Source organism: Mycobacterium sp. C31M (assembly GCF_053345865.1).
In genome coordinates, this window is record NZ_JBKFAX010000028.1 from 46,162 (window position 1) to 71,158 (window position 24,997).

A 24,997-nucleotide genomic window follows, 5' to 3' on the forward strand; every position below is an offset into this window, starting at 1 on the left:
ACGCGAGCGCGCCGAAATCACCGCAGCACCAGCGCCGGGTCCCCCAGTCGTCGGTAGACGGATCCGAACCGGGCGTCGACCCGCAACCACGCCGGATGCGCACGTACCCGGACGATCTCGTCGGTGGCCAGCACATCGGCGTTCTGCGGCAGGAACCCCATGGCGGTCAACGCGAACACACACCGCATCGGGATGCCGACGCTGGACTCCCCGGCGCTGACCGCCAGCACCTCCTGATCCAGCAACGAGGCCGGCGGGCCGTGCGCACTGCTGTGCTCCTTGGCCAGCGCGGTCCCGCGCTCCGCGAGGTCCAGGATGGCCCAGGCAGGCACATCGTCGAAATGCTCGAACCCGGTGTCCGGGGGTAGCGCACCCCGCCACGCCGAGTCCATCGCGAAACCCGGCTCCACATAACCGGAATCGTCCATCGCGGGCAGCGACTGCACCAGAGTGTCCGCGCCCGCCGACAGGTCGGTGGGGCGCACCCGGCCGGCCACCACCCGACAGGCCAGCACGTCGAAACCCGTCGACACCCAGGCCACCACCTGACCGGTGCCGGCGCGTTCCCGGAACCGGATCACCGCCGCGTCGTCGAGGCGCAGGGCGCGGTCGACGAAGGTCGCCAGATCGTCACGATGGGCGGCGTTGTCCAGCCAGAGGCCGCGGTCGGGAGTCATGACCGTTGAAAACGTTGCAGATACTCCCGGTGATGCGGCAGCAATCGCACCAGCTTTTGCTCCTCGATGTTGAACGCCGCCAACTGGGTCTCACCGATCACCGCGGGTTTGGAATCCGGATCGGCACCCACCGAGCGCACCTCGTAACCCAGGTTGAAATCCACCGCGCGCAACCGGTTCACCCAGATGGTGACCTGTAGCGGTGAATCCACCAGTCGAAGTTGGCCTTTGTATTTGACGTTGACCTCGGCGATCAACAGACCGATGGTGTCCAGATCGTTGATGAACGGCTCACGAAGGAAGGGCACCCGCGCCTCTTCCAGGATGGTGACCATCGTCGCGTGATTGACGTGCTGGTACATGTCGATATCCGACCATCGCACCGGCACCGGTGTGACGAAACGCTCAGCCACTTGTCCCCGTTCCTGAAGTCCTTGTCATGCTGCGGATCTGCCGGGCGGCCACCGAGAGCGTCGCGAGATCTGTCTGCCCCTCGGCCTGGATCTCGTCGAGTGTGCGCTGTGCGCGGTCGACCCGGGAACTGTTGGTCAGCTCCCACTCCTCGATCTTCTGCTCGCCCGTCTCGTCCGGTTCGCCGACGGCCAGCACATCGAAGCACAGCGCGCGCAGCGAGCCGTAGATGTCATCGCGGATCGCCAGCCGCGCCAGCGAGTGCCAGCGGTCATCGCGCTCCAGCCCGGAGATCGCCGTCAGCAGACCGTCGATGCCCATGTGGTCCATCAGCGCGAAGTAGGTATCGGCCACCTCCGCGGCGTCACGGTCGGCGATGTCGGCGATGTCGATGACGTCCAACAGGCTGTAGCGGTACAGGCCGGTGGCGATGGTGTAGGCCAGTTCCGGTGCCACACCCTGGGATTCGAACTCGCCGGACTCCTTGGCGACGATCGCCTTGTCGGCACCGCGCAACCATTGCGGCATCAGCGGGGTCAGTGCGGCGACCTGGTCGGCGAACCGGTTGATCTCGGCGCCGACGGCCAGCGGCTGCGGTCGGTAGTTGACCAGCCAGCGGCCCGCGCGGTCGATCAGCCGGCGCAGATCCAACGTCATCCGATCGGTCACCGCTGTCGGCAGACCGCCGATACCGGCCACCTTGACGGCCTGCCACACCTCACCCGCCTTGAAGATGGCATCCGTGGCGGCGTAGGCGCGCACCGCATCAACCGGTCCGACACCGGTGTCCTCGGACATCCGGTAGGCGTAGGTGATGCCGCTGGTATCGACCAGATCGTTGACCAGCATGGTGGTGACGATCTCGCGGCGCAGCTGGTGGGACCGGATGTCGCCGACGAACCGGTCACGCAATTCAACCGGGAAGTACTGCGGGATACGCACCGCGAACACCTCCTGATCGGGCAGGTCGGTGCGCAGCACCTCATCCTTGAGGGCCAGCTTGACATGCGCCATCAGCGTCGCCAATTCCGGTGAGGTGAGCCCGATCCCGATCTCGCGGCGGCGCAGGATCTCCTTCTCCGAGGGCAGCGCCTCCAGCTCGCGGTTCAGCCCGCGTTGGGTGACGAACTCCCGAATCTGGCGGGCGTGCACGGGCAGCAGGCTGGCCGAGTTGGCCCGGCTGGTGCCCATCAGGTCGTTCTGATCGATGTTGTCGGCCAACACGAGTCGGCCCACTTCGTCGGTCATCGACATCAGCAGCGGGGTGCGTTCCTCGACGCTGACCTTGCCTGCGGTGACCAGTGAGTCGATCAGGATCTTGATGTTGACCTCGTGATCGGAGCAGTCGACACCGGCCGAGTTGTCCAGCGCGTCGGTGTTGATCCGGCCGCCGGCCAGGTCGAACTCGATACGGCCGCGCTGGGTGACACCCAGGTTGCCGCCCTCACCGACCACCTTGACCCGCAACTGATTTCCGTTGACCCGCAGCGCATCGTTGGCGCGGTCGCCGACGTCGGCATCCGATTCGGTCTCGGCCTTGACGTAGGTGCCGATACCGCCGTTCCAGAACAGGTCGGCCGGGGCCAGCAGCACCGCCTTCATCAGGGCGGGTGGTGTCATCTCCTCGACCCCGTCGGACAAGCCCAGCGCATGCCGCACCTGACCGCTGATCGGGATCGACTTCTGCTCGCGGCTGAACACCCCGCCGCCCTCGCTGATCAGCGACTTGTCGTAGTCGTCCCAGCTGGACCGGGGCAACGCGAACAACCGCTCCCGCTCGGCCCACGACGAGGCCGCATCCGGGTTCGGGTCCAGGAAGATGTGCCGGTGGTCGAAGGCGGCCAGCAGCCGGATGTGCTGGGACAGCAGCATGCCGTTGCCGAACACGTCACCACTCATATCGCCGACGCCGACGACGGTGAAATCCTGGGTCTGGGTGTCCACACCCATCTCCCGGAAATGTCGCTTGACCGACTCCCAGGCCCCCTTGGCGGTGATCCCCATCGCCTTGTGGTCATAACCCACCGAGCCACCGGAGGCGAACGCGTCACCCAGCCAGAAGCCGTAGGACTTCGCGACATCGTTGGCGATATCGGAGAACGTGGCGGTGCCCTTGTCGGCAGCCACCACCAGGTAGGCGTCGTCCCCGTCGCGGCGCACCACACCCGCGGGGGTGACGACGTCGCCGGTGGACTTGTCGACATTGTCGGTGAGGTCGAGCAGTCCCGAGATGAACAGCCGGTAGCAGGCCACCCCCTCGGCGCGGGTGGCGTCACGGTCGGCGCCGGCGTCTCCGGTGGGCAGCGGCGGTGACTTGACCACGAACCCGCCCTTGGCGCCGACCGGCACGATGACGGCGTTCTTGACGGCCTGCGCCTTGACCAGACCGAGGATCTCGGTGCGGAAGTCCTCCCGGCGATCCGACCAGCGCAGCCCGCCGCGGGCGACGAACCCGAATCGCAGGTGCACACCCTCGACCCGTGGCGAATACACGAAGATCTCGAATTTCGGCCGGGGCAGCGGCAATTCGTCGATCAGGCCGGGGTTGAGCTTGAACGACAGCACGTCCTGGGCGCGGGCCGAACCCGGCGCTCCGACGAAGTAGTTGGTACGCAGCGTGGCCTGCACCAGGCTGGCGAAGGCCCGCAGCACACGGTCGGTGTCCAGGCTCACCAGGGCGTCGATATCGGCGGCGACGGCCGCCGCAGCCGCCTGGGCATCCAGCGTCTTCCCCGAGGCGGACATGTCCCCCTCCGGGGTGAACAGCGCCTCGAACAGCTCGACGAGTGAACGCGCCGTGCTCGGATTGCCGTTCAGCACACCCTCGACGAAGGACTGGCTGTACGGGAATCCCGCCTGGCGCAGATACTTTGCGTATCCACGCAGAATGGTGACCTGCTGCCAGGTCAGCCCGGCCCGCAGCACCAGTTCGTTGAAGTGATCGATCTCGGCGCGACCGTGCCAGATGGCGGTCACGGTATCGGCGAACCGCCGCGCCACATCCTCGATCTGGGCGTCCGGGGTGGACGGGATCGACGGGTGTGGAGACACCTTGAACTGATAGATCCAGACCGGCAGACCGTCGGCGCGGTTCACGGTGAACGGCCGCTCCTCCAGCACCACCACACCCATGCACTGCAGCATCGGGAGCAGTTCCGACAGCGACGCCGACCGGCCACCGAGGTACCAGGTCAGCCAGTCCACCCGATCATCACCGCCGTCGCGGAAGACCAGTTTGACCGAGTTGTCCTGCAGCTCTTCGATGATCGCGATATCACCGATGGCGTCGGCCGGCGTGAAGGCCTGCTTGTACACCTCCGGGAACGCGCCCGCATAGTGCTCGGCGGTGCCCTGATCGATGGACCCGGTTTTCACCGACCCGATCAGCCGGTCGGCCCACGTGCGGGCCGCCTCGGTGAGCAGATGCTGGATCCGCTCCTCGTTGTCCGAGGACGCGTCGATATCACCACGTTGGGTGCCGTCGGGCATCTTGATGGTGAAATGCACCACCGCCCAGGGTGATTCACTGACCCGGGCGGCGTAGTCGATGCTTGCGCCGCCGAGCTCACGGACCAGGATGTCCTGCATCTCCAGGCGGACCGCGGTGGTGTAGCGGTCACGCGGCAAGTACACCAGGGCGGACACGAAGTGCCCGAGTTGGTCGGCGCGCAGGAACAGCAGGGTGCGCCGCAGCGACCCGAGGTCGACGACCGCACGTGCCATCTCCATGAGGTCCGGGGTGTGCAGTGCGAACAGCTCGGAGCGCGGGATGGTCTGGATGACGTCGAGCATCAGCTGGCCCGGGTGGCTCGGATCGGAATGCGATTGCGCCAGCACCTCGTCGACCCGCCGTGAGATCAACGGGATCTCAAGAACATTGGCGTTCATCGCCGCGACGGTGAACAACCCGACAAAGCGGTGTTCGACGGCCTGACTGGAGGCCGGGCCTGCCGGGTTCTCCCGGACCACCACTATGTACGGGTAGGCGCCGTAACGCACGAAGCTGGGCATGGTGGCCTGGGCCAGCACCAGCAGGTCGTCGGCATCGCTGAGCTGCGGCAGCACATCGGTGCGCAGCTTGAGCACGCCGAGCCGGCTGGCCGGGTCGACGGTGGCCTGACCGTTGTGCACCGCGCACCGCTGATAACCCAGCAGCACAAAATGCCCGTCGCCGAGCCAGTGCAGCAGCGAGGCGACATCGCGACGGTCCGGACCGGGGAAATGCCCGGCGTGATCGGAATCCAGCGCGTTGGCCAGGCCGATCAGGGTGGCGTTGAGCGCCGCGGAATCGGCGGCCACCTGCCGGGCGTCGGCGAGCACCGAGGGCATCAATGCGGCAACCCGGTCGACGGCCTCGGAGTCGACCGCCGGGGCCAGCCGCACATGCACCCACATCTCGTCGGTGCCGTCGGCGGGGGCATCGGGATCGGTGGCCGGCGCCAGCGCCACCAGTGACCCGTCCGCGGTCCGGGTCGCCCGCAGCACCGGGTTCATCACGCCGGTGTAGGCCACGCCGAGCCGGTGCAACAGCACCGTCACCGAGTCCATCAGCATGGCGCTGTGGTCGGTCACCACCTGGATGGCCGGGCCGAAACCGCCCGGATCATCGGCCGGATAGACCGCGACCAGAGTCTCGCCCGGTGTGCGCCGGTGACCCAGCCGGGTGTGTGCGGCCAGCAGTTCCTGTGGGACCAGCTTGGTGGTGCCACGGACGATCGGCGCGGTGATCGCGGTATCGGCCGCGGGCGCGTCCCCATAGGGTCCGTGATGGGTTTCGGTATAGGCATTGGCCAGGCGCGCAACGGCATCCTGGCTCAACTGCAACTGGTCGGTGGTTCCGGGATTCACCGTCATGGGAGAAGGCTCCTCACTGAGCATCTCGAGCGACCTGCGCGGCACACACGGCGACCCTATCGCCACCGCGAACCGCTTGGCCTTCACCCCACCGGATTCACAGGGCCATAACGACAAAACGGCTACTCCGACGTCACCGTCGGCGCAACCGTTTTGTCGTTTTGGAGGAGAGTTCTCAGTCGCGCGTCAGCTTGCGATGGGTGACGCGGTGCGGGCGTGCGGCGTCCGCGCCGAGTCGGGCGATCTTGTTCTCCTCGTAGGCACCGAAGTTACCCTCGAACCAGAACCACTTGGCCTCGTTGTCGCCGTCGCCCTCCCACGCCAGGATGTGCGTGCAGGTGCGGTCCAGGAACCAGCGGTCGTGGCTGATGACCACGGCGCAGCCCGGGAACTGCTCCAGCGCGTTCTCCAGTGAGGACAGCGTCTCGACGTCCAGGTCGTTGGTCGGCTCGTCGAGCAGGATCAGGTTGCCGCCCTCCTTGAGGGTCAGCGCGAGGTTCAGCCGGTTGCGCTCACCACCGGAGAGCACGCCGGCCGGCTTCTGCTGGTCCGGTCCCTTGAAGCCGAACGCCGATACATAGGCCCGCGACGGGATCTCGTTCTGCCCGACCTCGATGTAGTCCAGCCCGTCGGACACGACCTGCCAGACGTTCTTCTTCGGGTCGATACCGGCGCGGCTCTGGTCGACGTAGCTGAGCTTGACCGTCTCGCCGACCTTGACCTCACCGCTGTCGGGCGCCTCCAGACCGACGATGGTCTTGAACAGCGTGGTCTTGCCGACACCGTTGGGGCCGATGACACCGACGATGCCGTTGCGGGGCAGCGTGAAGGACAGGTCCTTGATCAGGGTGCGCCCCTCGAAACCCTTGTCCAGATGGCTGACCTCGACGACGGTGTTGCCCAGTCGCGGCGGCGCCGGGATCTGGATCTCCTCGAAGTCGAGCTTGCGGGTCTTCTCGGCCTCCGCAGCCATCTCCTCGTAGCGGTCCAGGCGGGCCTTGTTCTTGGCCTGCCGGGCCTTGGCACCCGAACGCACCCAGGCCAGTTCTTCCTTCAGCCGCTTCTGCAGCTTCTGGTCCTTCTTGCCCTGCACCTCCAGGCGCTCGGCCTTCTTCTCCAGGTAGGTGGAGTAATTGCCCTCGTAGGGATAGGCACGGCCACGGTCGAGTTCCAGGATCCACTCGGCGACGTTGTCCAGGAAGTACCGGTCGTGGGTGACCGCCAGGATGGCGCCCTTGTAGTCGGCGAGGTGTTGCTCCAGCCACAGCACGCTCTCGGCGTCGAGGTGGTTGGTCGGCTCGTCGAGCAGCAGCAGGTCGGGCTTGGACAGCAGCAGCTTGCACAGCGCGACGCGACGCTTCTCACCACCGGACAGGTGGGTGACGGGCTCGTCCGGCGGCGGGCAGCGCAGCGCGTCCATGGCCTGCTCCAGCTGGGAGTCGATATCCCAGGCGTCGGCGGCGTCGAGTTCCTCCTGCAGCTGGCCCATCTCTTCCATGAGCTCGTCGGTGTAGTCGGTCGCCATCAGTTCGGCGACCTCGTTGTACCGGTTGAGCTTGGCCTTGATGGCGACGCCGTCCTCGACGTTCTCCCGCACGGTCTTGGTCTCGTCGAGCTCGGGCTCCTGCATGAGGATGCCGACCGTCGCGCCGGGCTGGAGGAAGGCGTCGCCATTGTTGGGCTGGTCGATGCCGGCCATGATCTTGAGAACACTCGACTTACCGGCCCCGTTGGGACCGACAACGCCGATCTTCGCGCCCGGAAGGAAGTTCAGGAAGACGTCGTCAAGGATCACCTTGTCGCCGTGTGCCTTGCGGACCTTCCGCATCGTGTAGATGAATTCGGCCATGCCGTGCTCGTGCCTTCCTGTGGCTGGAAATCGCGTAAAACTCGCGTTCCATCCTAGGCACGGCCGAATCCCGCGCTACGCCGAGATGAGCAGCTCCGGATCCGGCGCCTGCTCACCCGGCTGATCCTCGGCATCCTCGGCGGAGTCCTCGACCCGCCGGGTGCGCTCCAGCTTGGCGCGCACCCGCGACAGATCCGGACCGACCGCCGAGGCGCGGACCTCGACGCTGGACCGGCGGTTACCGTCCTTGTCCTCGTACTCGTCGGTGTAGATCTGGCCGACGACGACCACCGGATCACCCTTGTAGAGCACGGCGGCCATACCGGTGGCGACCTTTCCCCAGCAGGTGACGGTGACGTACAGCGTGTTGATCGTCTCCCAACTGCCCTCGGGGGTGCGTCGGCGCGAATTGCTGGCCATCCGGAACTTGACGAAGTCCTGATCGCCGACGCGACGCAGGACAGGATCGGTGATCACGTTGCCGACGGCGGTGAAGGGTGTCTCGAACATGGCATGCCTCTCTGGTCATCCACCGGTCGGCGGAATGCCGGCCGTGCGCCCATTGACCCGCCGGGCACCGACAGCGCGGCCAGGGCTGACGGTCCAGAGCGGCAGGCTGTGGATGAACCGGTGATTGTGGACAAACATGTATTGCGGCTACCGCAAGGCAACCTGCTTCGGCGTTGGGGGAAGATCGACACGTGGGACATGACAGCTCTGGTGCGAGCGGCACGGTGCGATGACGGCGCCGCAGCAGCTGACCGACCGTTACGAGCTGTTCGAGACACTCGGCTTCGGTGGCATGTCGGAGGTACACCGGGCCCGTGACGTCCGGCTCAACCGTGACGTCGCCATCAAGATCCTGCGCGCCGACCTGGCCCGCGACCCGAACTTCTCGCAACGGTTCCGCCGCGAGGCCCGGCACACCGCGGCGTTGAACCATCCGGCAATCGTCGCGGTGTTCGACACCGGCGAGGCGGAGACTCCGACCGGCAAGCTGCCGTTCCTGGTGATGGAGTACGTCGACGGTGCGACCGTCGGCACCCTGATCCAGCGGCACGGCGCGCTGCCGCCGCAGCGCGCGATCTCGATCATCGCCGAGGTGTGCACCGCCCTGGAGTTCAGCCACGGCCGCGGCATCGTGCACCGCGATATCAAGCCGGCGAACATCATGGTGACCCAGTCCGGCGCGGTGAAGGTGATGGATTTCGGCATCGCCCGGTCGATGAGCGCCACCACCGGCGACCGGCTGACGGCCACCTCCGCCGTCGTCGGCACGGCCGCGTACTTCTCCCCGGAACAGGCCCGCGGCCAGCAGGTCGACGCCCGCACCGATGTGTACTCGCTGGGCTGCGTGCTCTACGAGATGTTGACCGGGCAGGCACCGTTCACCGGGGACACCCCGCTGTCGGTCGCCTATCAGCACGTCCGCGAGCGGGCGGTACCACCGTCACAGCGCCGTGCCGGCATCTCCCCCGAACTCGACGCGGTGGTGATGACGGCACTGGCGAAGAAACCCGAGAAGCGTTATCAGAGTGCCGCCGCCCTGCAGGCCGATCTGCAGCGGGTCGGCAGCGGGAACGCGCCGATCGCGCAGCCACCATCGCCGCAGGAATCCGAGGACACCGATCAGACCCCCGCGGTCGGCGGCTCGCACACCCGCACGCTGCCGGCCGTCCCACGGCGCTCGCGCGGGTGGCTGGCGGCCGGCGCGATCGCGGCGGTGGCGCTGCTGGTGATCGCCGGGGTCTACATCGTGGGCGCGGTCAATCGTGTTCAGATTCCCGATGTGCAGGGCCTGACCAGCCAGGAGGCGGTGAGCCAACTGCAGGACAGTGGGCTGAACCCAGTGGTCGACTCCCGACCAGACGGCTCGGTGGAATCGGGACGCGTCATCGGTACCGATCCCGGCTCGGGTTCGTCGGTGTCCTCAGGTGACGACGTCACCGTCAACGTGTCCACCGGACCCGAACAGCGCCGCATCCCCGACGTCGCGAACATGAGCTACGAGGATGCGGTGCAGGCGCTGGAGGATGCCGGCTTCTCTGATGTCCGCCGTCAACCGCAGGCATCGTCGGCCGAACAGCTCGACCGTGTCATCGGCACCATCCCCGCGGCCCGGCAGGATTCGGCGACCAGCAATGAGATCGTCATCCTGGTCGGCTCCGGGCCGTCGGCGCGGACGATGCCCGATGTGACCGGGCAGCCCGTCGAACAGGCCACCCAGAACCTGGAAACGGCCGGATTCACCACCATCCTGCAGGCCGAGACCGACAGCATGCTGCCGATCGGGCAGGTCGCCGAAACCGATCCCCCGGCCGGCGCCTCGGTGCCCTCGGATGCCCCGTTGACCCTCAAGGTCTCACGCGCCAACCAGTTCGCGATGCCCGATCTGACCGGTCTGTTGTATGCCGATGCGCAGCAGCAGCTGCAGGCCCTCGGCTTCACCGGACTGCTGCTCAAGGGACCCGACATCGACGCCGGCGGCGACAGTCGCTTCCGGGTGGTCCGCCAGGATCCCGCGCCGCGCACGGGTGTGAACCGCAACGGCACGATCACGGTGAGCTACGGCCGATAAGAGGCCGCTAGGACTTGTTGCGGTCCTCGATCTGGGCCAGCTTGGCGAGCATGTTGTTGTAGGCGGCCAGTTCGGCGTCCTCGTCACGGTCGGCCGCCCGGTCCAACCGTTTGGCGGTGCGGTTGTCGCTGCGCCGCCATTGGATGAGCAGGGCCAACATGACCAGCACGAGCGGGACCTCACCCGTCGACCAGGCGATACCGCCGCCCAGCTTCTGATCGCCCAGCAGGTCGGTATGCCAGGACAACTGCAGCGACCGGTAGAAGTCCCCGGCCAGCACGGTCTGCATGCCCATCAGCACGACACCGAAAAACGCGTGCAGCGGCAGCGAGCCGAAGACCATCGCGAGCTTGCCCAGATGCGGGATCGGCCGCGGCGTCGGATCCACCCCGATGACCACCCAGTAGAAGAGATAACCGCTGAGCAGGAAGTGCACGTTCATGGCCAGGTGCGCGGCATGGCTGCCGGCGACCGCGTCGAACAGCCCACCGAAGTACAAGCCGTAGAAACCGGCGACAAAGATCGCCGTCGACACGATCGGGTTGGTGAGGAACTGCGACACCCGGCTGTGCAGCGCGGCCAACAGCCACTCCCGCATCCCGGGCGGGTTGTCCTTGCCCGCGGTCGGCAGCGCCCGCAGCGCCAGGGTGACGGGCGCACCGAGCACCAACAACACCGGCACCAACATCGACAGCAGCATGTGCGCGGTCATGTGCATGCTGAACATCGCCGGCATGTACCGCCCGATACCAGAGGATGTGGCGAACAGCAGCGCCGCACACCCGCACAGCCAGGCGATGGTGCGCCCCATCGGCCAGGCGTCCCCGCGGCGACGCAGGCGGATCACCCCGGCGATGTAGACCGCGGCGATGATGATCGCCGCCGTGCCGAAGACCAGGTCGAAACGCCAGTCGGACAGGATCCGGGCCAGCGTGGGCGGGCCGGCCAGGTCGTAACCGATCTCGACGGCGGTGATCGACGGGATCGTGGTGGGCGGGGGCGGCGGGGTGCGACCCAGCGCGACGGCAAGGCCGAAGGTGATACCGAAGATCAGCGACTCGACGAAGGCCAGCTGGATCAGCGGGCGTCGCGCGCTCGGATCGGCGGCCAATGCCGTGACCGACCGTCCGCGCTGCAGCCATCCCAGTACTCCGAGCACCACCAGCGCCGCGGCCTTGCCGACCAGCAGCCAGCCGTAGGTCTGGGTGAACAGGTCGGCGGGCCGGACCCGCACCAGGGCGTTGACGGTGCCAGACAGCGCCATCGCGACAAAACACCACAACGCGATCGCCGAGAAACGCCGGGCGGCGACATCGGTGTGGTCGCCGCCGCGCACCGCCAGCGCCCACAACGCCAGCAGCCCACCGGCCCACACCACACCCACCATCAAGTGGATGAGCAGGCTGTTGGTGGCGACGTCGTGGCTGCCACCCGAGGACGAGTGCCCGGTCAACGCCAGCGGCAGCAGAGTGGCCAGTGACCCGGCCAGCAGTGCCGGAGTCCACGACCAGCGCAGCACCGGCATGCTCACGACCGTCACGATCGCGGCGAACAGTGCCGTCCACCGCCAGGTGCCGGCCGTCTCGATCAGACCGGCGACCGTCCAGATCTCCGACAGCCCGAGCTTGCTCAACGGCTGGCCGGAGATATCGGACACCGTCAATGGCACCAGCAGCGCCGCGCAGACCGTCCAGACGCCGGACGCGACGGTGCCGGTGCGCAGGGCGCGGTATCCGGTCACGTCGAGCACGCCACTGCGCTGCGGTGGCACCAGGAAGGCGGCCATCAGGAAGGAGCCGACCGCGACGGCGGCCGCGACCTCGCCGACGGCACGGACGAACGGCAACCCGTAGGTCGTCACCGTGCCCGGGTTGGGCAGCCCGGTGGCGGCCAAACTGTCGACCAGGGACAGGCCGCCGATCCCGGCGGCAACGGCACCGGCGAGCAACGCGACGCCCCACAACGTCGGCCACACGGTGCTGGAGCGCACCGGCGGCGCAACGGTAGTCATGCCATAAAGGGTAAGTGGGCTCCTCAGCCGGCTGCGGACCGGCGTGACACCTGCTCGCGCTGCAGGTACGCCTTCAGCGCGGTCTTCTCCACCGTGTTCAGGTCGGCGAGGATGCCGCGGATCTCTTTGAGGAACGCCGCGCGACGCTCGGACAGGTCGGGGGCGCGCTTGAGCAGGTTCTGATCGGCGACCACCTGGCGGGCGGTCGCGAACAGCAGCGCCGACACCGATTCGGCACTGCGCACCTTGGACTGCGCCACGTGCTGGCGACCGACACCGAGTGCCAGCTTGGTCAGATCCGGTTCGGAGATCTCGGCCGACGCATCACGCAGCACATCGGCCACGATCTCGTAGGCCTCGAAGAAGGGCCGCAGCATGGCGGCGCCGAGCAACGGCTGCTTGATGCGCAACAGCTCGCGGATGGCATCGGGTCCCTGGGCGATCTTGTCCTCCCAGTCGTCGACCCAGGACATCTCGTGGGTGACGTTGTCGCGGAACGCGGCCGAGTCGGCGAAGTAGAACTCGAACTTGAGCAGGTCGCGCAGCCGCATCACCTGCGCCCAGAACGCGTCCAGCCAGTCGGAGTCGGCGGTCGCCGCGTGTGCCAGCGCCAGCTCGATGATCGAGGTCTCCAGGAACGCGTAGATGACGGAGTTGCGGTAGAACGCCGCCTCGTGTTCGTCCTCCGGGGCGATCCGCCAGACCGGTTCACGGCCACCGTCGACGCGGGTCACCGGATGCCCACCGGAGAGTGCGTCGACCGCGGCCCGCACGCCTTCCGGTGTGCGCAGCCGCAACACGCTGTTGGTCATCGGGATCTGACGGCGCTCCAGGTAATCGAGCGCGTCGGCCAGGGTGTGGTGCAGCTGGTCGACGGTGAGCGCGACACCACGGGCGGCCAGCAGCAGCGCCGAAACCAGCCCGGTGGCGTTGACCGGGGTCACCTGCACGATGCGCCAGGCCACCTCGAAGGCCATCTTCTGCATCGCCAGCCGCTTGGCGTCCTGGTCGGTGGCGATGGGCCCGTTCGGTTCGCCGAGGTACTGACGCATCGACACCGCTTCCGGGAAGCGGACGTAGATCTTGCCGTAGTTCCGTTCGCCCTGGGCCTTGATGAAGTTGTAGAGCCAGCTGACGCTTTCCGGTGTCTTCTCCCCACCGCGCGCGTAGGCGGCATACTCGGCCGTCTCGTGCAGTTGGTCGAAGCTGATCGACACCGGCTGCAACAGGATGTCCTCGCTGCGGCCGTCGAGGTAGGCGTCGGCGACATACGACAGCAGACCGAGCTTGGGCGGCAACATCTTTCCGGTACGTGACCGGGTGCCCTCGATGGACCAGTTGAGGTTGAACCGTTTCTCGACGATGTAGCCGACGAACTGGCGCAACACGTACTTGTAGAGCGGGTCGTCGAGCTTGCGGCGCAGGAAGATGACCCCGGAATGCCGGAAGATCGGACCCATGAAGCCGAAGGACAGGTTGATCCCGGCGAAGGTGTGCACCGGCGGTAACCGGTTCTCCTGCATGGCAACCGGGACAATGACCCCGTCGAGATAGGACCGGTGCGAGAACAGCAGGACCGCCGGATGGATCTCCAGCGAATGGCGCATCGCCTCGATCTCGGTGCGGTCGTAGTCGATGTGTGGGTCGAATCCGCGGCTGAAGATGGCCCGGCCCATGGTCGGGATCAGATCGACCGAGAACCGGCTCCAGCCGGTGGACAGCTCGTCCAGCATGGCCCCGGCATCTTCGATTGTGGCGCCCGGGATCTGGTCGAGACCCTCCCGGAAGCGGGCCGAGGCCAGCATCTCCGGTTTGACCAGTCGTGGCGACTTGTACTCGGGGCCGAGCAGGCGCAACTCCACCCGCTCGATGGCCAGGATGGCCCGACGGATGACGAATCGGGCGAACTCCCTGGGGTTCTCGGCGGTGGTGGTGTCGTTCCACTGCTGACGCAGCTCGGAGACCTTGGCGGGTTCGCCGGCCACCACCCGGGCCCGGGACGGATCCTTGCGCAGGATGCGGCGCTGCAGCAGTTCCGGTGGCCGGTAGGTGTCGCGACCGGAGATCAAGGACACAAGTTTGGAGCGGGTGGGCAGACCGCCCGGCACCCAGAAGATCCGCACCGGCACCACGGAGCGGTCCGGGTCGGCCGAGAGCAGTTCGACCAGGCGCGCCATCACGGTGGCCGGCGGGTCGTCGGAATGGTCGGGCAGCAGCAGGACCTCGACGCGGGCGTCGGGGCGGTCCCGGTGTTGCTCGGCCAGCCAGGCGTCGAGCAGTTCCTGTTCGGCGGGCGAGCCGACGGCGGCGAGCACCAGGGTGTCCCCGGTGGGGCTGAAGCTGGCGAAGTCCTCAGCGACCGCTTTCACCGGTGCCCTCTCCCGAACGTTGGTAGACAGCGTGATTCATCGGTTCGATGTCCTGCGGCCAGGCCAGCAGGGTGTCCAGGTAGAGCTGGCGAACCTCGGCGATCCGGCCGGGCAGGTTGTCGTGGGTCCAGTCGTCGATCGGGATCGGCGGGAACACCGCGACATCGACCTTGCCGGCGTTGAAGGTGCTCGAGTCGCGGGCGGCGATCACCTCCGCGTTGCGGATGACGATCGGCACGATCGGGATGCCGGCGGCCATGGCGATGCGGAACGGCCCCTTCTTGAACGGACCGACCTCGGTGGTGTCCAGCCGGGTGCCTTCGGGGGCGATCAGTATCGAAAGCCCTTTCTTGGCAAGCTCTTCCACCTTGCGCAGCCCCTCGATGGCGGCCTGCGAATCGTCGCGGTCGATGAATGCCGCGTCCATCACCTTGCCCAGCGGTCCCATCAGTGGGTTGCGTTCGAGTTCCTTCTTGCCCACCCCGGTGAAGTTCTCCCCGACCAGTCGGCCGGCGATCAACGGGTCGGCCTGGTTGCGGTGGTTGAAGATGAACACCGCGGGCCGTTGGGCGGTCAGATTCTCCTTGCCCAGCACGTTGAGATCGATACCGGTGGTGAGCATCAGCAGTCGGCCGAAGTTGTTGGTGAAGAAGTTGACCCCGGTGCGTCTGTTGCGGGTCAGCAGTCCGAGACCGATGGCCCCGGCCGCAACCGTCGGGATGGTCGCCAGGCTGGCCAGGGTGCGGATCTGCGATACCGGGCTGCTGCCGCTGCGGCTGCTGAACTTCAGGATCGGCCAGCCGCGCTTCTGGGCAACCGAGGCGAGCTTGCCTGCCGGATTGGTCGGGCGTGGGTTGCCGACCAGGTACATCAGCGCGACATCCTCGTCGCCGTCGGCGTAGAAGTAGCTCTTGGCCAGGTCCACCCCGTTTTCGGCCGAGAACTTCTGCACCGCATCGGCTTTGCCCGGACCCCAGATCACCGGACTGGACACCTCACCGGTGATCAGCCCGTGTTCGTCGACCTCGAACCTGTTGCTCAGCACGTTGTCGATGCCCAGGAACCGGGCCACGGGTTCGACCTGCACCGTCAGCGCCGACGAACTGAGCACCACGGTGTGTCCGCGGGCCTGATGCGCTCGCACCATCGCCCGCATCTCCGGGTAGATACGGTCGCGGACGTGCTGGACGAACAGCCGCTCCCCCATCTCGTCGAGATCGGACACCGAGTTGCCGTGCAGCATGCGGGCACCCTTGCCGATCAGGTCCTCGAATTCCGAGCGGCCCAGCTGGTGGTTCAGCCCGGCCTGCACCATGCCGATGAACTCGCCGACGCTCAGCTGTCCGCGGCGCAACCGGTCCTGGGTCATCAAGACACCGGTGAACCCGGCGACCAGCGTGCCGTCCAGGTCGAAGAAGGCACCGACCTGCGGCCCCTGCGGGCTGGCCTCGATTTCGGCGACCGTGCCGGGAAGGCGCATGACCTTCGACTCGCCGTTGCCCGAACTCATTGCGCGGCACTCCCATTCGATGAGGCAGGTTGCGGTACCGAGAAGGATGCGGCGGCGACGCGCGCGTCGCCGCCGAGGGCGAGCACCTCGTCGAAACCCTGCACCAGGGCGCGACCCCACAGCTCGTCGTCGACGAAGGAGGCCCGGTCGTATCGGGTGGTGACGGTGACATAACCGCCACGCGATACCAGCACCGTCATCATCGCAACACCTGGGAGCGGGCCGAGTCCGTAGTGCCGCAACACCTTTGCCCCGGCGATGAAGGTGTCCCCGGGGTAGACCGGCACGTTGCTGGCCTGCACATCGGAGTTGACCACCGAACCGGCCACCGATTCCAGGATCGCGTCGGGCAGGAAGCTGGCGATCGGTGCGATCGAGCCCACCATGTCGATGGCCCGCTCCTCACGCTTGCTGGTCATCTGCGAGCGGATGGCCCTGATCCGGCGTTGCGGGTCGGCGATGCCGATGGGGGCGGCCAGATTGATTCCGGCGAAACGGTTTCCGCCCGCCGGGTCGTCTTCGGAGCGCAGGTTCACCGGCACCGCCATCGGCAGTGCATCGATGGGCATGCCCTTGGCGACGTGGTAGTGCCGCAACGCCCCGCACAGCCCGGCCAGGTAAGCGTCGTTGATGGAGCCGCCGGCCGCCTTGGCCGCCGTGTGCAGATCGGCGAAGACGATGTCGATGGCCTCGCTGCGCGAGGACAGGCTGCGCCGACGTAGCAGCGGTGAGTGATCGGCCACCGGCCGGGACACCCGGGTGGTGGACAAGGCGTAGTCGACGACACCGCTGACCGCGGCGGCCGGATCACGCACCACATTGGTGACCGCGGCCACCGCCCCGCCGACCAGACCGAGCACGCTGTTGGTGATCTTCATGGGCATCCGGTTGATGCCCAGCTTCATCAGGTCGTTGGCCGACAGATCCTGCGGAATCGGTAGCGGCGCAAGGTCACCGACCGGGACGTCGCGCTCCAGGTTGTAGATGTGGGCGAACATCTCGACGGTGCCGACCCCGTCGGCGACGGCGTGGCTGAGGTGCAAGATGGTGGCGGCCCGGCCGCCTTCGAGACCTTCGACCAGGGTGGCGCTCCACAGCGGCCGGGTGATGTCCATCGGCGACTGCAGCGAGATCTCGGCCAGGTCGAGGACCTCGCGCAGAGTCCCGGGTTCGGGTGCCCGGACCCGTCGCACGTGGAAGTCGAGATTGAAGTCGGGGTCGACCACCCAGCGCGGCGATGCCGTCGGCAGCGTCGGCATCACCACCTTCTGGCGCAGCCGCAGCACCTTGCGCGACGCCTGTTCGAATACCGCGCGGAACCGTTCCCAGTCCGGCGTGGTGTCGAGCAGCTCGACGCCCATGATGCCCGAGCGGGTGCGGGGATTGGCCTCGCCGCGGTGCAGCAGGGTGTCGACGCCGTTCAGTTTCTGGGGCAGGCCCGCCGCATCCAACGGCACCCTGCTCATTGCGTGCAGCTCATCGCGCGGACTCTCCTCCTGATTACGCCGCTTGTGCAGCGTCCACGCTAGTCGGCGGCGCTGCGGTGCGACGGCCCTTTGGTGGGGAGCGCCGAAGCTCACAGCTTCAGGCTGAGGTTCGGCGTGTGTCCGGAAAGTCGCGATATGAAGCGGCGGGCAGGATCCGTTTCTGCTGGCCGTTCTGAGCCGGCGTGATCCGCAACGTCACAGACGCCTTGTGGTCAGCCGGGCGGAAGTAATAGCACTCATCGGTCTCCGGGCAATAAACGCAGACCACGTCGACGGAGTCCTTGTCCATTGGTCGCTTGTGGACGCCATGCCGGTCGGTCCAACCCGAGTTCAACATGACAACCACGCTCCCCTTCTGACCCGACCGGTACTTGACCTGAATACGGTGGAAGGTGCCATCGGCATACGCCACAAGATCGAACGGCGCGTGTTCGGTGGTGGGGAGCAACATATCGAAGCCCTTGGACACCAGATCCGCATACGCCTTGGCGACACCGAGGTCGCCCTTGTTCTTGGTGTGATGTCGAGCCATTGATCGCCCTTCGATCGTGCCGGTACATCGCGGACGAGGTGCCGGCATCGGTTGCTGAAAGGGCGCAGTTGAGGTGTAAATTACGGGGGTCCGACCCGCCCCCGTGGCGCAACGGATAGCGCATCCGGTTTCTACCCGGTGGGTTGCAGGTTCGAATCCTGTCGGGGGTACTTTCTTTGAGTTCGTCCGCACGGTGCAGCCCTTATCTCTGTTGACCGCACCGTATCGCGCACCTCCGACAAGCCAGCCGCGTCAGGTCAGCCCGATGTACACCGACTTCGTGTTGAAGTAGGCCTCCAGGCCCTTCTTGCCGCGCTCGCCGCCCCAGCCCGACTGCTTGTGCCCGCAGATCGGCATCGACGGGTCCGCCGCCAGTGCGGAGTTCACCCAGATCTGGCCGCCGCGCAGCGCGTTGGCCACGCGGTGCGCACGGCTGAGGTTCTCGGTCCAGATCGCACCGGCCAGCCCGTACTCGGTGTCGTTGGCGGCGGCGATGGCCTCTTCCTCCTCGTCGAACGGAATCACCGAGCCCACGGGTCCGAAAATCTCCTCGGTGATCAGCCGCATGTCCGGGGTGGTGTTGGTGACGATGGTGGCCTCGTAGAAATAGCCGGGACGGTCCATCGGCTTGCCACCGGTGATGACCTCGGCGCCGGCGGCGACACCGTCGCTGACGATGCCCTCGACCCGGGTGCGCTGCTTGTGGCTGATCAGCGGCCCGAGCACCGACGTCGGGTCCTCGTAGCCGCCCATCGGCAGCATCTGGGCGAATCCGGCCAGCCCCTCGACCACCTGGTCGTAGATCTTGCGCTGCACGTAGATCCGGGAGGTGCACGAGCAGTTCTGTCCGGAACCGGCGAGCAGGCCCATGCCGGCGCCCATGATCGCCTTGTCCAGGTTGGCGTCGTCGAACATGATCAGCGGTGACTTTCCGCCGAGTTCCAGCGTCAGGCGCTTGAGGTTGCCCGCAGCGGCCTTGACGATGAGCCGACCCACTTCGGTGGACCCGGTGAAAGCGATCTTGTCGACATCCGGGTGCGCGGTCAGCGCCGCGCCGGTGGTCTCGCCGTAACCGGTGATGACGTTGAGGACGCCGTCGGGCAGACCGGCCTCGCGGAAGATCTCTTCCAGCTTGAGCGCCGACAGCGGGGTTTCCTCGGCCGGCTTGAGCACCGCGCTGCAGCCGGCCGCCAGCGCCGGAGCGACCTTGAGCATGGCGACGAAGAACGGCCCGTTCCACGGGATGATCAGGCCGACGACACCGACCGGCTCCAGCTGGGTGAAGGTGTGGTACTCCTCGAAGTGGCCGAGCAGACCGTCGGAGACCAGGTTGGCCGACTCGCCGTGGATCTTGCCGACCCACCCGGCGTAGTAGATCAGCATCTCGTTGGCGACCTTGATGATCTGCTGGGCGGCCATCGCGTTCATGCCGTTGTCGCGGGCCTCGATCTCGGCGAGTTCCTCGGTACGGGCCTTGATGATCTCGGCGGCCTTGAACAGCACGTCGGCCCGGTGCGCGGCGGGCAGCTTGCGCCAGACACCCGACTCGAAGGTCTCGCGGGCCCGGGCGACCGCCGCGTCGACGGTGGCCTGGTCGGAGTCGATCACCTCGGCGATCTGCTCCTCGTTGGACGGATTGAACACCGGGATGACGCCGCCGGAGCCACGGTTCTGCAGGGCGGGGTCGATGTCGATCGTGTTGGTCACTGTCCTCGGGTCCTCTCGTCGCGGTCCGAAGTGAAGTTACGCGCGTAAGTGGGAGGTGTCCAGGGTCGGAACGGGGTGTATTCGGGGATTCGTACTCAGCCGGCCGAGCGGCGCAGCTCCTCGAACGCAGAGCTCAGACTCGGACGGATCGTCAGCACGGCCGACAACCCGATCAACTCCAGTGGGCGCAACGTTGCAGGGCCGTCGGCCACCACCACCAACGGCACGTCGGGCGTGAGCCGTTCATGCGTCTCGACCAGCACCGACATCCCGTATGACGCCAACATCTCGGTCTCGGACAAGTCCACGATCATCGCGTCGGGTTGCTTCTTGATGGCGGCCGACACGACCTGACGCAGGCCAGGGGCGGTGACCATGTCGATCACGCCGGCGCAGCTCACCACCACCGTCGCGTCGTGCCACGCTTCGGCGTACACGCCGGGCGCGGGACCGGATTCGAACTGGTCGGACATGGAATACCTCGCGGAACCGTCGACTCGTAGGCGCCATGTCTCGCGGGCTGTTTCTTAACCGAACAAGCTGGTACGCCGTCTGACACGAGCCTAACGTAAGTCGACGGCCGGACACCGGAGTGAACGCCGTGTAGGGGGGCCTGGCAGGCTGGTCACCGGTTGCCAATGGGACAGCAGCGGAGGGTGCTCATTTCACGTCACGACGCCGACGAAGTGACCGTCGACGGCCTATTGCCGCCGGGGACGGTCATCGATCTGGACAACTGCGCTCGCGAACCGATTCACATCCCGGGCAGCATCCAGCCGCGCGGTGTGCTCGCCGTCGTCCGGGAGCCCAGCTTTATCGTCCGCCAGGTCAGCGCGAATGTCGGTGAGCTGCTGGGCAAGTCCGTCGACGACGTCCTCGATCGCGACCTGTCCGAACTCATCGGTGTCGAGCAGGCCAATGTGATCCGCCAGGCGGCGGCGGCCTTCGGCGATCTGCGCCAACGTAACCCGCTGGAAGTCGAGATCACCGTCGACGGACGGACACGTGCCTTCGATGTCCTCCTGCACCGCGAGCCCGGCGGCGTTCTGCTGGTCGAGATCGAGGTGGCCTACGGGGAGCGACCATTCTCGTTCCCGAACACCTATCAGGCGGTTCGCAGTTCGGTCGAGGAGCTAAACCGAGCGACGACACTCACCGAGTTGTATGACACCACCGCCCGTGCGGTGCGGGCGCTGACCGGATTCGACCGGGTGATGGTCTACCGATACGACAGGGACTACAACGGCGAGGTCGTCGCCGAGACCAAGCGCGAGGACCTGAATGCCTTCCTGGGCCTGCACTATCCCGCCAGCGACATCCCCGCTCAGGCCCGGGCCATGTACGAGAAGAACTGGCTGCGGCTCATCTCCGACGTCGACTACATCCCGGCACCGCTGCTGCCTGCCCAGGATCCCGACAGTGGTGAGCCGCTTGATCTCACCCACGCCACCCTGCGCAGTGTGTCCCCCATCCATATCGAATACCTGCGCAACATGGGTGTGCGCGCGTCGATGTCGATCTCGCTGCTGCGACACGGCCGACTGTGGGGCCTGATCGCCTGCCATCACTACGCCGGTCCGCACCTGCCGCCGTACGGCGCGAGGGCGGCCGCGGAATTCCTCGGCTCGACGCTGTCGCTGCGTCTCGTCGACCGCTTCGACGAGGACGAGTTACGCGACCGCCTCGCGGCGCAGGCCACCCTTGCCCGGCTGACCGCAGCGACATTCGACGACGGACGATCACTGGCCGACGCACTGCTCGGCACCCCGAGCCTGATCGACCTGGTACCGGCGACCGGTGTCGTCGTCGAGATCGGCGGAGACCGCCGGGAACTGGGCTCGGTTCCGTCGGCCGATGTGGTGTCGACGGTCGCGGCCTGGGCCCGTACATCCGGCGAGGACGTTGCCGTCGCCGAGTGCCTGTCCGAGCAGCTTCCACCCCTGGCAGCCGAATCCGACCTCGCGGCAGGTGCTTTGGCGCTCAACCTGCCCGATGGCCAGCACGTGATCTGGTTCCGCGGCGAGGTGCGGCGCGCCGTCGACTGGGGTGGCGATCCGCACAACAAGGCGATCGCGGTCGCCGAGGGTGACGGTGTCCGACTCAGCCCGCGCAAATCGTTCGAACGGTGGAGGGAGGTGGTCGACAAGTGCAGCGAGCCGTGGACGCCCATCCAGTCCGAATCCGCCGAAGAGTTGCGACGCCACCTCGTCGAGTCGTTGTACCGGCGCACCAAGGAGACCTTGCGCGTCGCCGAGATGCTGCAGCGCAGCCTGTTACCCGAATCGGTTCCCACCCTCGCGCAGTGGGATCTGTCCGCCGACTATCAACCTGCCGCGGGTGGGCGGGTCGGCGGCGACTGGTACGACGCTTTCCTGCTGCGTGACGGTCGGCTGATCGTGCTGCTCGGCGACGTCGCGGGCCACGGCCTGACCGCCGCCGGCACCATGGCGCAGCTGCGTAACGTGCTGCGGGCCAACCTCTTCACCGGCGCGACGCCCGGTGAGGCGCTCGACGGTCTGAACGTGTTCAGCCAGCACTTGATGCCGCGGACGTTCGCCACCGCCATCGTCGCCCGCATCGATATCGACACCGGCCATGTCGAGGCGGCCTCTGCGGGCCACCTGATGCCGTTTGTGACCGGAGGTGCGGTGGTGGCCGCGCCGATTCGACTGTCCCCGCCGATCGGAGTCCGCGGCGTCAGCTACACGACCAGCGAATTCACCATCGCACCCGGGCAGGGTTTGGTGATGTTCTCCGACGGGCTGGTCGAGCGGCGAACCACGTCTATCGACGACGGTCTCGAGCGACTCGCGGCGACTCTGGGTGGCTCCAGCGATACTGCAGCGGAACGGATCTCGGCGGCCATGACACCCAACGACACCGATGACGATGTCACCGTCATCGCTTTGCGCCGACACCCATCTTGACGTGAACCCCAACCCACCCGAAACAAAGGAGATGACGATGCCGGTGACCGTACTACTGGAACTGAGGTTCCGGCCGGATTCCGTCGCGCAGGCCCGCGAGGTGATGGGCCGCGCACTGGTCGATACCCGGGCGTTCGCCGGCAATCTGGCCACCGATGTGCTGGTCGACGACACCGACGAAACCCATTGGGTGATCTACGAAGTGTGGGAATCGGTGGACCATGACGAGGCCTACCGCGCCTTTCGGGCCGGCGACGGCAAGCTGACCGACCTGCCACCACTGTTGGCGGCGCCGCCGGTCAAGACGCGGTATACGACGTCCGAGGTCTGATCACCGAACGGTCGTGTCCAGGCGCTGCCCGAGTGCCTCGTCGGCGCGGCGGTAGCTGTCGGCGGCGACCGACAACTTGCCGGCATGGGCCATCAGTTCGCGGCTGGCGGCGGCACCGACCTGATCGACCGCCGTGGCCGCGGCTGACATGGCTGCCCCGATGGACAGCTGGGACACCCCGGCGGCCGCACCGTGCAGGGTGTCACCGGCGGCCAGCGAACCGACTGTCGACCCGATCTCGCGCTCCGCGGCGGCCGCAGAGATCAACCTTGCCGGGTCGACCCGCAGATTCGCCATGATCCCATCGTAAATCGGCCCGACCGCCGTCCCCGCGGCAGATTCGGCTGCGCTGGCACAGTGGGAGTCATGGTCGACGGCGAGTACTGGAATCACAACACCGCCTACCACCGGTGGTTGTTGAGCGTTGCCGAACGGCGCCGCGGACATGTCCTCGATGTCGGTTGCGGTGACGGGTTGCTGGCGCAGCGCCTGGCCGGGGTGTCGAAATCGGTCACCGCGATCGATCCTGGCCCGGCCGCGGTGTCGAGGGCCCGCGCCCGAGTGGGCGCGCTGCCGGCAGTGACGTTGTGCCACTCCGATTTTGCGGGGTTCGACCCCGGCGACGCCCGCTTCGACCTGATCACCTTCGTCGCGAGCCTGCACCATATGGACCTGCGCGGGACGCTGGAGCGCGCCCGTGGACTGCTGGCGCCGGGTGGTTCGATCGGCGTCGTCGGACTGAGCGCCAACAAATCGGCGTACGACTGGCTGTGGGCGGTGATGTGCCTACCCGCCGTGCAGATCGGGTCACGCCTGCACCGCGAGCAACCGGACATCGGGGTGGTCGTCGCCGACCCGCGGGAATCTCTTTCCGAGATCCGACGCGTGGCCGACGACGTCCTGCCCGGGGCGCGTGTGCGACGCGCCCTGTACTACCGCTATCTGTTGCGCTGGACTCGCGAGGACTGACCGATCACCAGTCGTCGGACCGGATGCCGGCCGTCGCGTCCGGCATCACGCTGCCGGTGCCCGGAGTGGACAACGACCAGCCCCCGACGCCTTCACAGACCAGGTCGGTCGGCATCGACACCTGGGTCGGCACCGGCACCCCGAGACCGCTGATACCCGGCATGTCCAGTTGCGGCGTGGGCAGCATGCCGGTCACGCCACCAATACCCGAGGGTGCGCCCAACGAGGGCTGCGGCAGGATCTCGGCCAACACACCGGTCACACCGGCGAGCGGCGCCATGACCAGACCCGGAATTCCCTGTGCTGCACCGGCTGCCGGAGCAATGACGCCGGGAATTCCGGCGAACGCCGTTCCGCCACCCGCGGTGGCCGCCGGACCAGCGACACCGACCGCACCGGCCGGGGCTGCAGCCTGCACCGCCGCGACGGCAGGGGCAGCCACCGCCTGAACGGCGCCGAGCCCACCGGTACTGGCCATCAGCGGGCCGACGGCCGCGGCGTTCACACCGCCGGCACCGCCCGCCGCACCGCCACCGGCACCTGCGGCTCCGCCGCCACCGGCTCCTGCGGCTCCGCCGCCACCGGCTCCTGCACCACCTGCGGCACCGCCACCACCAGCGGCAGCACCACCGGCTCCACCGCCTGCCGCGCCGCCGCCACCGGCACCACCTGCACCGGCGGCTCCGCCACCACCGGCACCACCGCCCGCAGCACCGCCACCACCGCCACCACCGCCTGCCGCGCCGCCACCGCCGGCGCCGCCGCCCGCTCCGCCGGCACCACCC

The 24,997-nt window shown here is 67.3% G+C and carries 19 protein-coding genes and 1 tRNA gene; 5 read left to right on the forward strand and 15 right to left on the reverse strand.

Going from position 1 to position 24,997, the window contains the following annotated elements; all coding sequences use genetic code 11:
- Positions 1-17: 17 nt before the first annotated feature.
- From ACLBYA_RS29865 to ssb, 5 genes are all read right to left on the reverse strand, one after another.
- Positions 18-677, reverse strand: a complete 660-nt coding sequence (locus ACLBYA_RS29865) for a hypothetical protein (protein WP_447713096.1) — start codon at positions 675-677, stop codon at positions 18-20.
- Positions 674-1,090, reverse strand: coding sequence for an acyl-CoA thioesterase (locus tag ACLBYA_RS29870; protein WP_447713097.1), 417 nt, complete (start codon positions 1,088-1,090; stop codon positions 674-676). Before ACLBYA_RS29870 ends, ACLBYA_RS29865 begins: the two co-directional genes overlap by 4 nt.
- A complete protein-coding gene (locus ACLBYA_RS29875) occupies positions 1,083-5,942 on the reverse strand; it encodes an NAD-glutamate dehydrogenase (protein WP_447713098.1) in 4,860 nt (1,619 codons plus the stop codon). Before ACLBYA_RS29875 ends, ACLBYA_RS29870 begins: the two co-directional genes overlap by 8 nt.
- A 175-nt stretch (positions 5,943-6,117) precedes the next feature.
- Entirely contained in the window at positions 6,118-7,791 is a 1,674-nt protein-coding gene (gene ettA, locus ACLBYA_RS29880) for an energy-dependent translational throttle protein EttA (protein WP_447713099.1), read from the reverse strand.
- Between the two features lie 75 nt (positions 7,792-7,866).
- A complete protein-coding gene (gene ssb / locus ACLBYA_RS29885) occupies positions 7,867-8,301 on the reverse strand; it encodes a single-stranded DNA-binding protein (RefSeq protein ID WP_447713100.1) in 435 nt (144 codons plus the stop codon).
- Between the two features lie 229 nt (positions 8,302-8,530).
- On the opposite strand from ssb, the gene pknB reads away from it, so the two are divergent.
- Entirely contained in the window at positions 8,531-10,369 is a 1,839-nt protein-coding gene (gene pknB / locus ACLBYA_RS29890; RefSeq protein WP_447713101.1) for a Stk1 family PASTA domain-containing Ser/Thr kinase, read from the forward strand.
- Between the two features lie 7 nt (positions 10,370-10,376).
- On the opposite strand, the gene ACLBYA_RS29895 is transcribed toward pknB, so the two are convergent.
- The 5 genes from ACLBYA_RS29895 to ACLBYA_RS29915 all read right to left on the reverse strand — a co-directional run bounded on the left by ACLBYA_RS29895 (position 10,377) and on the right by ACLBYA_RS29915 (position 18,278).
- Positions 10,377-12,380: a cytochrome c oxidase assembly protein gene (locus ACLBYA_RS29895; RefSeq protein ID WP_447713102.1), complete on the reverse strand. Its 2,004-nt coding sequence runs from the start codon at positions 12,378-12,380 to the stop codon at positions 10,377-10,379.
- Between the two features lie 23 nt (positions 12,381-12,403).
- A complete protein-coding gene (locus ACLBYA_RS29900; RefSeq protein ID WP_447713103.1) occupies positions 12,404-14,749 on the reverse strand; it encodes a glycerol-3-phosphate 1-O-acyltransferase in 2,346 nt (781 codons plus the stop codon).
- Positions 14,733-16,259 carry an HAD-IB family hydrolase gene (locus tag ACLBYA_RS29905; RefSeq protein WP_447713104.1) on the reverse strand — a complete coding sequence of 509 codons (1,527 nt, stop codon included), beginning with the start codon at positions 16,257-16,259 and terminating at the stop codon, positions 14,733-14,735. The genes ACLBYA_RS29900 and ACLBYA_RS29905 overlap by 17 nt, the downstream gene beginning before the upstream one ends.
- Positions 16,256-17,725: a wax ester/triacylglycerol synthase family O-acyltransferase gene (locus ACLBYA_RS29910; protein WP_447713105.1), complete on the reverse strand. Its 1,470-nt coding sequence runs from the start codon at positions 17,723-17,725 to the stop codon at positions 16,256-16,258. The genes ACLBYA_RS29905 and ACLBYA_RS29910 overlap by 4 nt, the downstream gene beginning before the upstream one ends.
- 118 nt (positions 17,726-17,843) lie before the next feature.
- On the reverse strand, positions 17,844-18,278 hold the full coding sequence (locus tag ACLBYA_RS29915; protein WP_447713106.1) for a group I intron-associated PD-(D/E)XK endonuclease: 435 nt from the start codon (positions 18,276-18,278) through the stop codon (positions 17,844-17,846).
- 97 nt (positions 18,279-18,375) lie between these two features.
- On the opposite strand from ACLBYA_RS29915, the gene ACLBYA_RS29920 reads away from it, so the two are divergent.
- Positions 18,376-18,448 (forward strand) — tRNA-Arg (locus tag ACLBYA_RS29920).
- Positions 18,449-18,530: 82 nt separating this feature from the next.
- Here the strand turns inward: ACLBYA_RS29920 and ACLBYA_RS29925 are convergent.
- Both ACLBYA_RS29925 and ACLBYA_RS29930 read right to left on the reverse strand, forming a co-directional pair.
- Positions 18,531-19,985, reverse strand: a complete 1,455-nt coding sequence (locus tag ACLBYA_RS29925; RefSeq protein ID WP_447713107.1) for an aldehyde dehydrogenase family protein — start codon at positions 19,983-19,985, stop codon at positions 18,531-18,533.
- 95 nt (positions 19,986-20,080) lie between these two features.
- Complete coding sequence (locus tag ACLBYA_RS29930) at positions 20,081-20,458, reverse strand: STAS domain-containing protein (protein WP_447713108.1); 378 nt, start codon at positions 20,456-20,458, stop codon at positions 20,081-20,083.
- A gap of 183 nt (positions 20,459-20,641) precedes the next feature.
- Between ACLBYA_RS29930 and ACLBYA_RS29935 the strand changes: the two genes are divergently transcribed.
- The gene (locus ACLBYA_RS29935; protein ID WP_447713109.1) at positions 20,642-22,912 is read left to right on the forward strand and encodes a SpoIIE family protein phosphatase; all 2,271 of its coding nucleotides are present in this window, start codon (positions 20,642-20,644) and stop codon (positions 22,910-22,912) included.
- 37 nt (positions 22,913-22,949) lie between these two features.
- Positions 22,950-23,243, forward strand: coding sequence for a putative quinol monooxygenase (locus tag ACLBYA_RS29940; protein ID WP_447713110.1), 294 nt, complete (start codon positions 22,950-22,952; stop codon positions 23,241-23,243).
- Here the strand turns inward: ACLBYA_RS29940 and ACLBYA_RS29945 are convergent, their stop codons facing one another.
- Positions 23,244-23,540, reverse strand: coding sequence for a type VII secretion target (locus ACLBYA_RS29945; RefSeq protein ID WP_447713111.1), 297 nt, complete (start codon positions 23,538-23,540; stop codon positions 23,244-23,246).
- A 69-nt stretch (positions 23,541-23,609) separates the two neighbouring features.
- Here ACLBYA_RS29945 and ACLBYA_RS29950 point away from each other — a divergent pair, with 69 nt between their 5' ends.
- Entirely contained in the window at positions 23,610-24,212 is a 603-nt protein-coding gene (locus ACLBYA_RS29950) for a class I SAM-dependent methyltransferase (RefSeq protein WP_447713112.1), read from the forward strand.
- Positions 24,213-24,216: 4 nt separating this feature from the next.
- On the opposite strand, the gene ACLBYA_RS29955 is transcribed toward ACLBYA_RS29950, so the two are convergent.
- Positions 24,217-24,717: a hypothetical protein gene (locus ACLBYA_RS29955; protein ID WP_447713113.1), complete on the reverse strand. Its 501-nt coding sequence runs from the start codon at positions 24,715-24,717 to the stop codon at positions 24,217-24,219.
- On the reverse strand, positions 24,714-24,997 hold a 284-nt coding region (locus ACLBYA_RS29960; RefSeq protein WP_447713114.1), incomplete at its 5' end, for a hypothetical protein. The genes ACLBYA_RS29955 and ACLBYA_RS29960, both read right to left, overlap by 4 nt.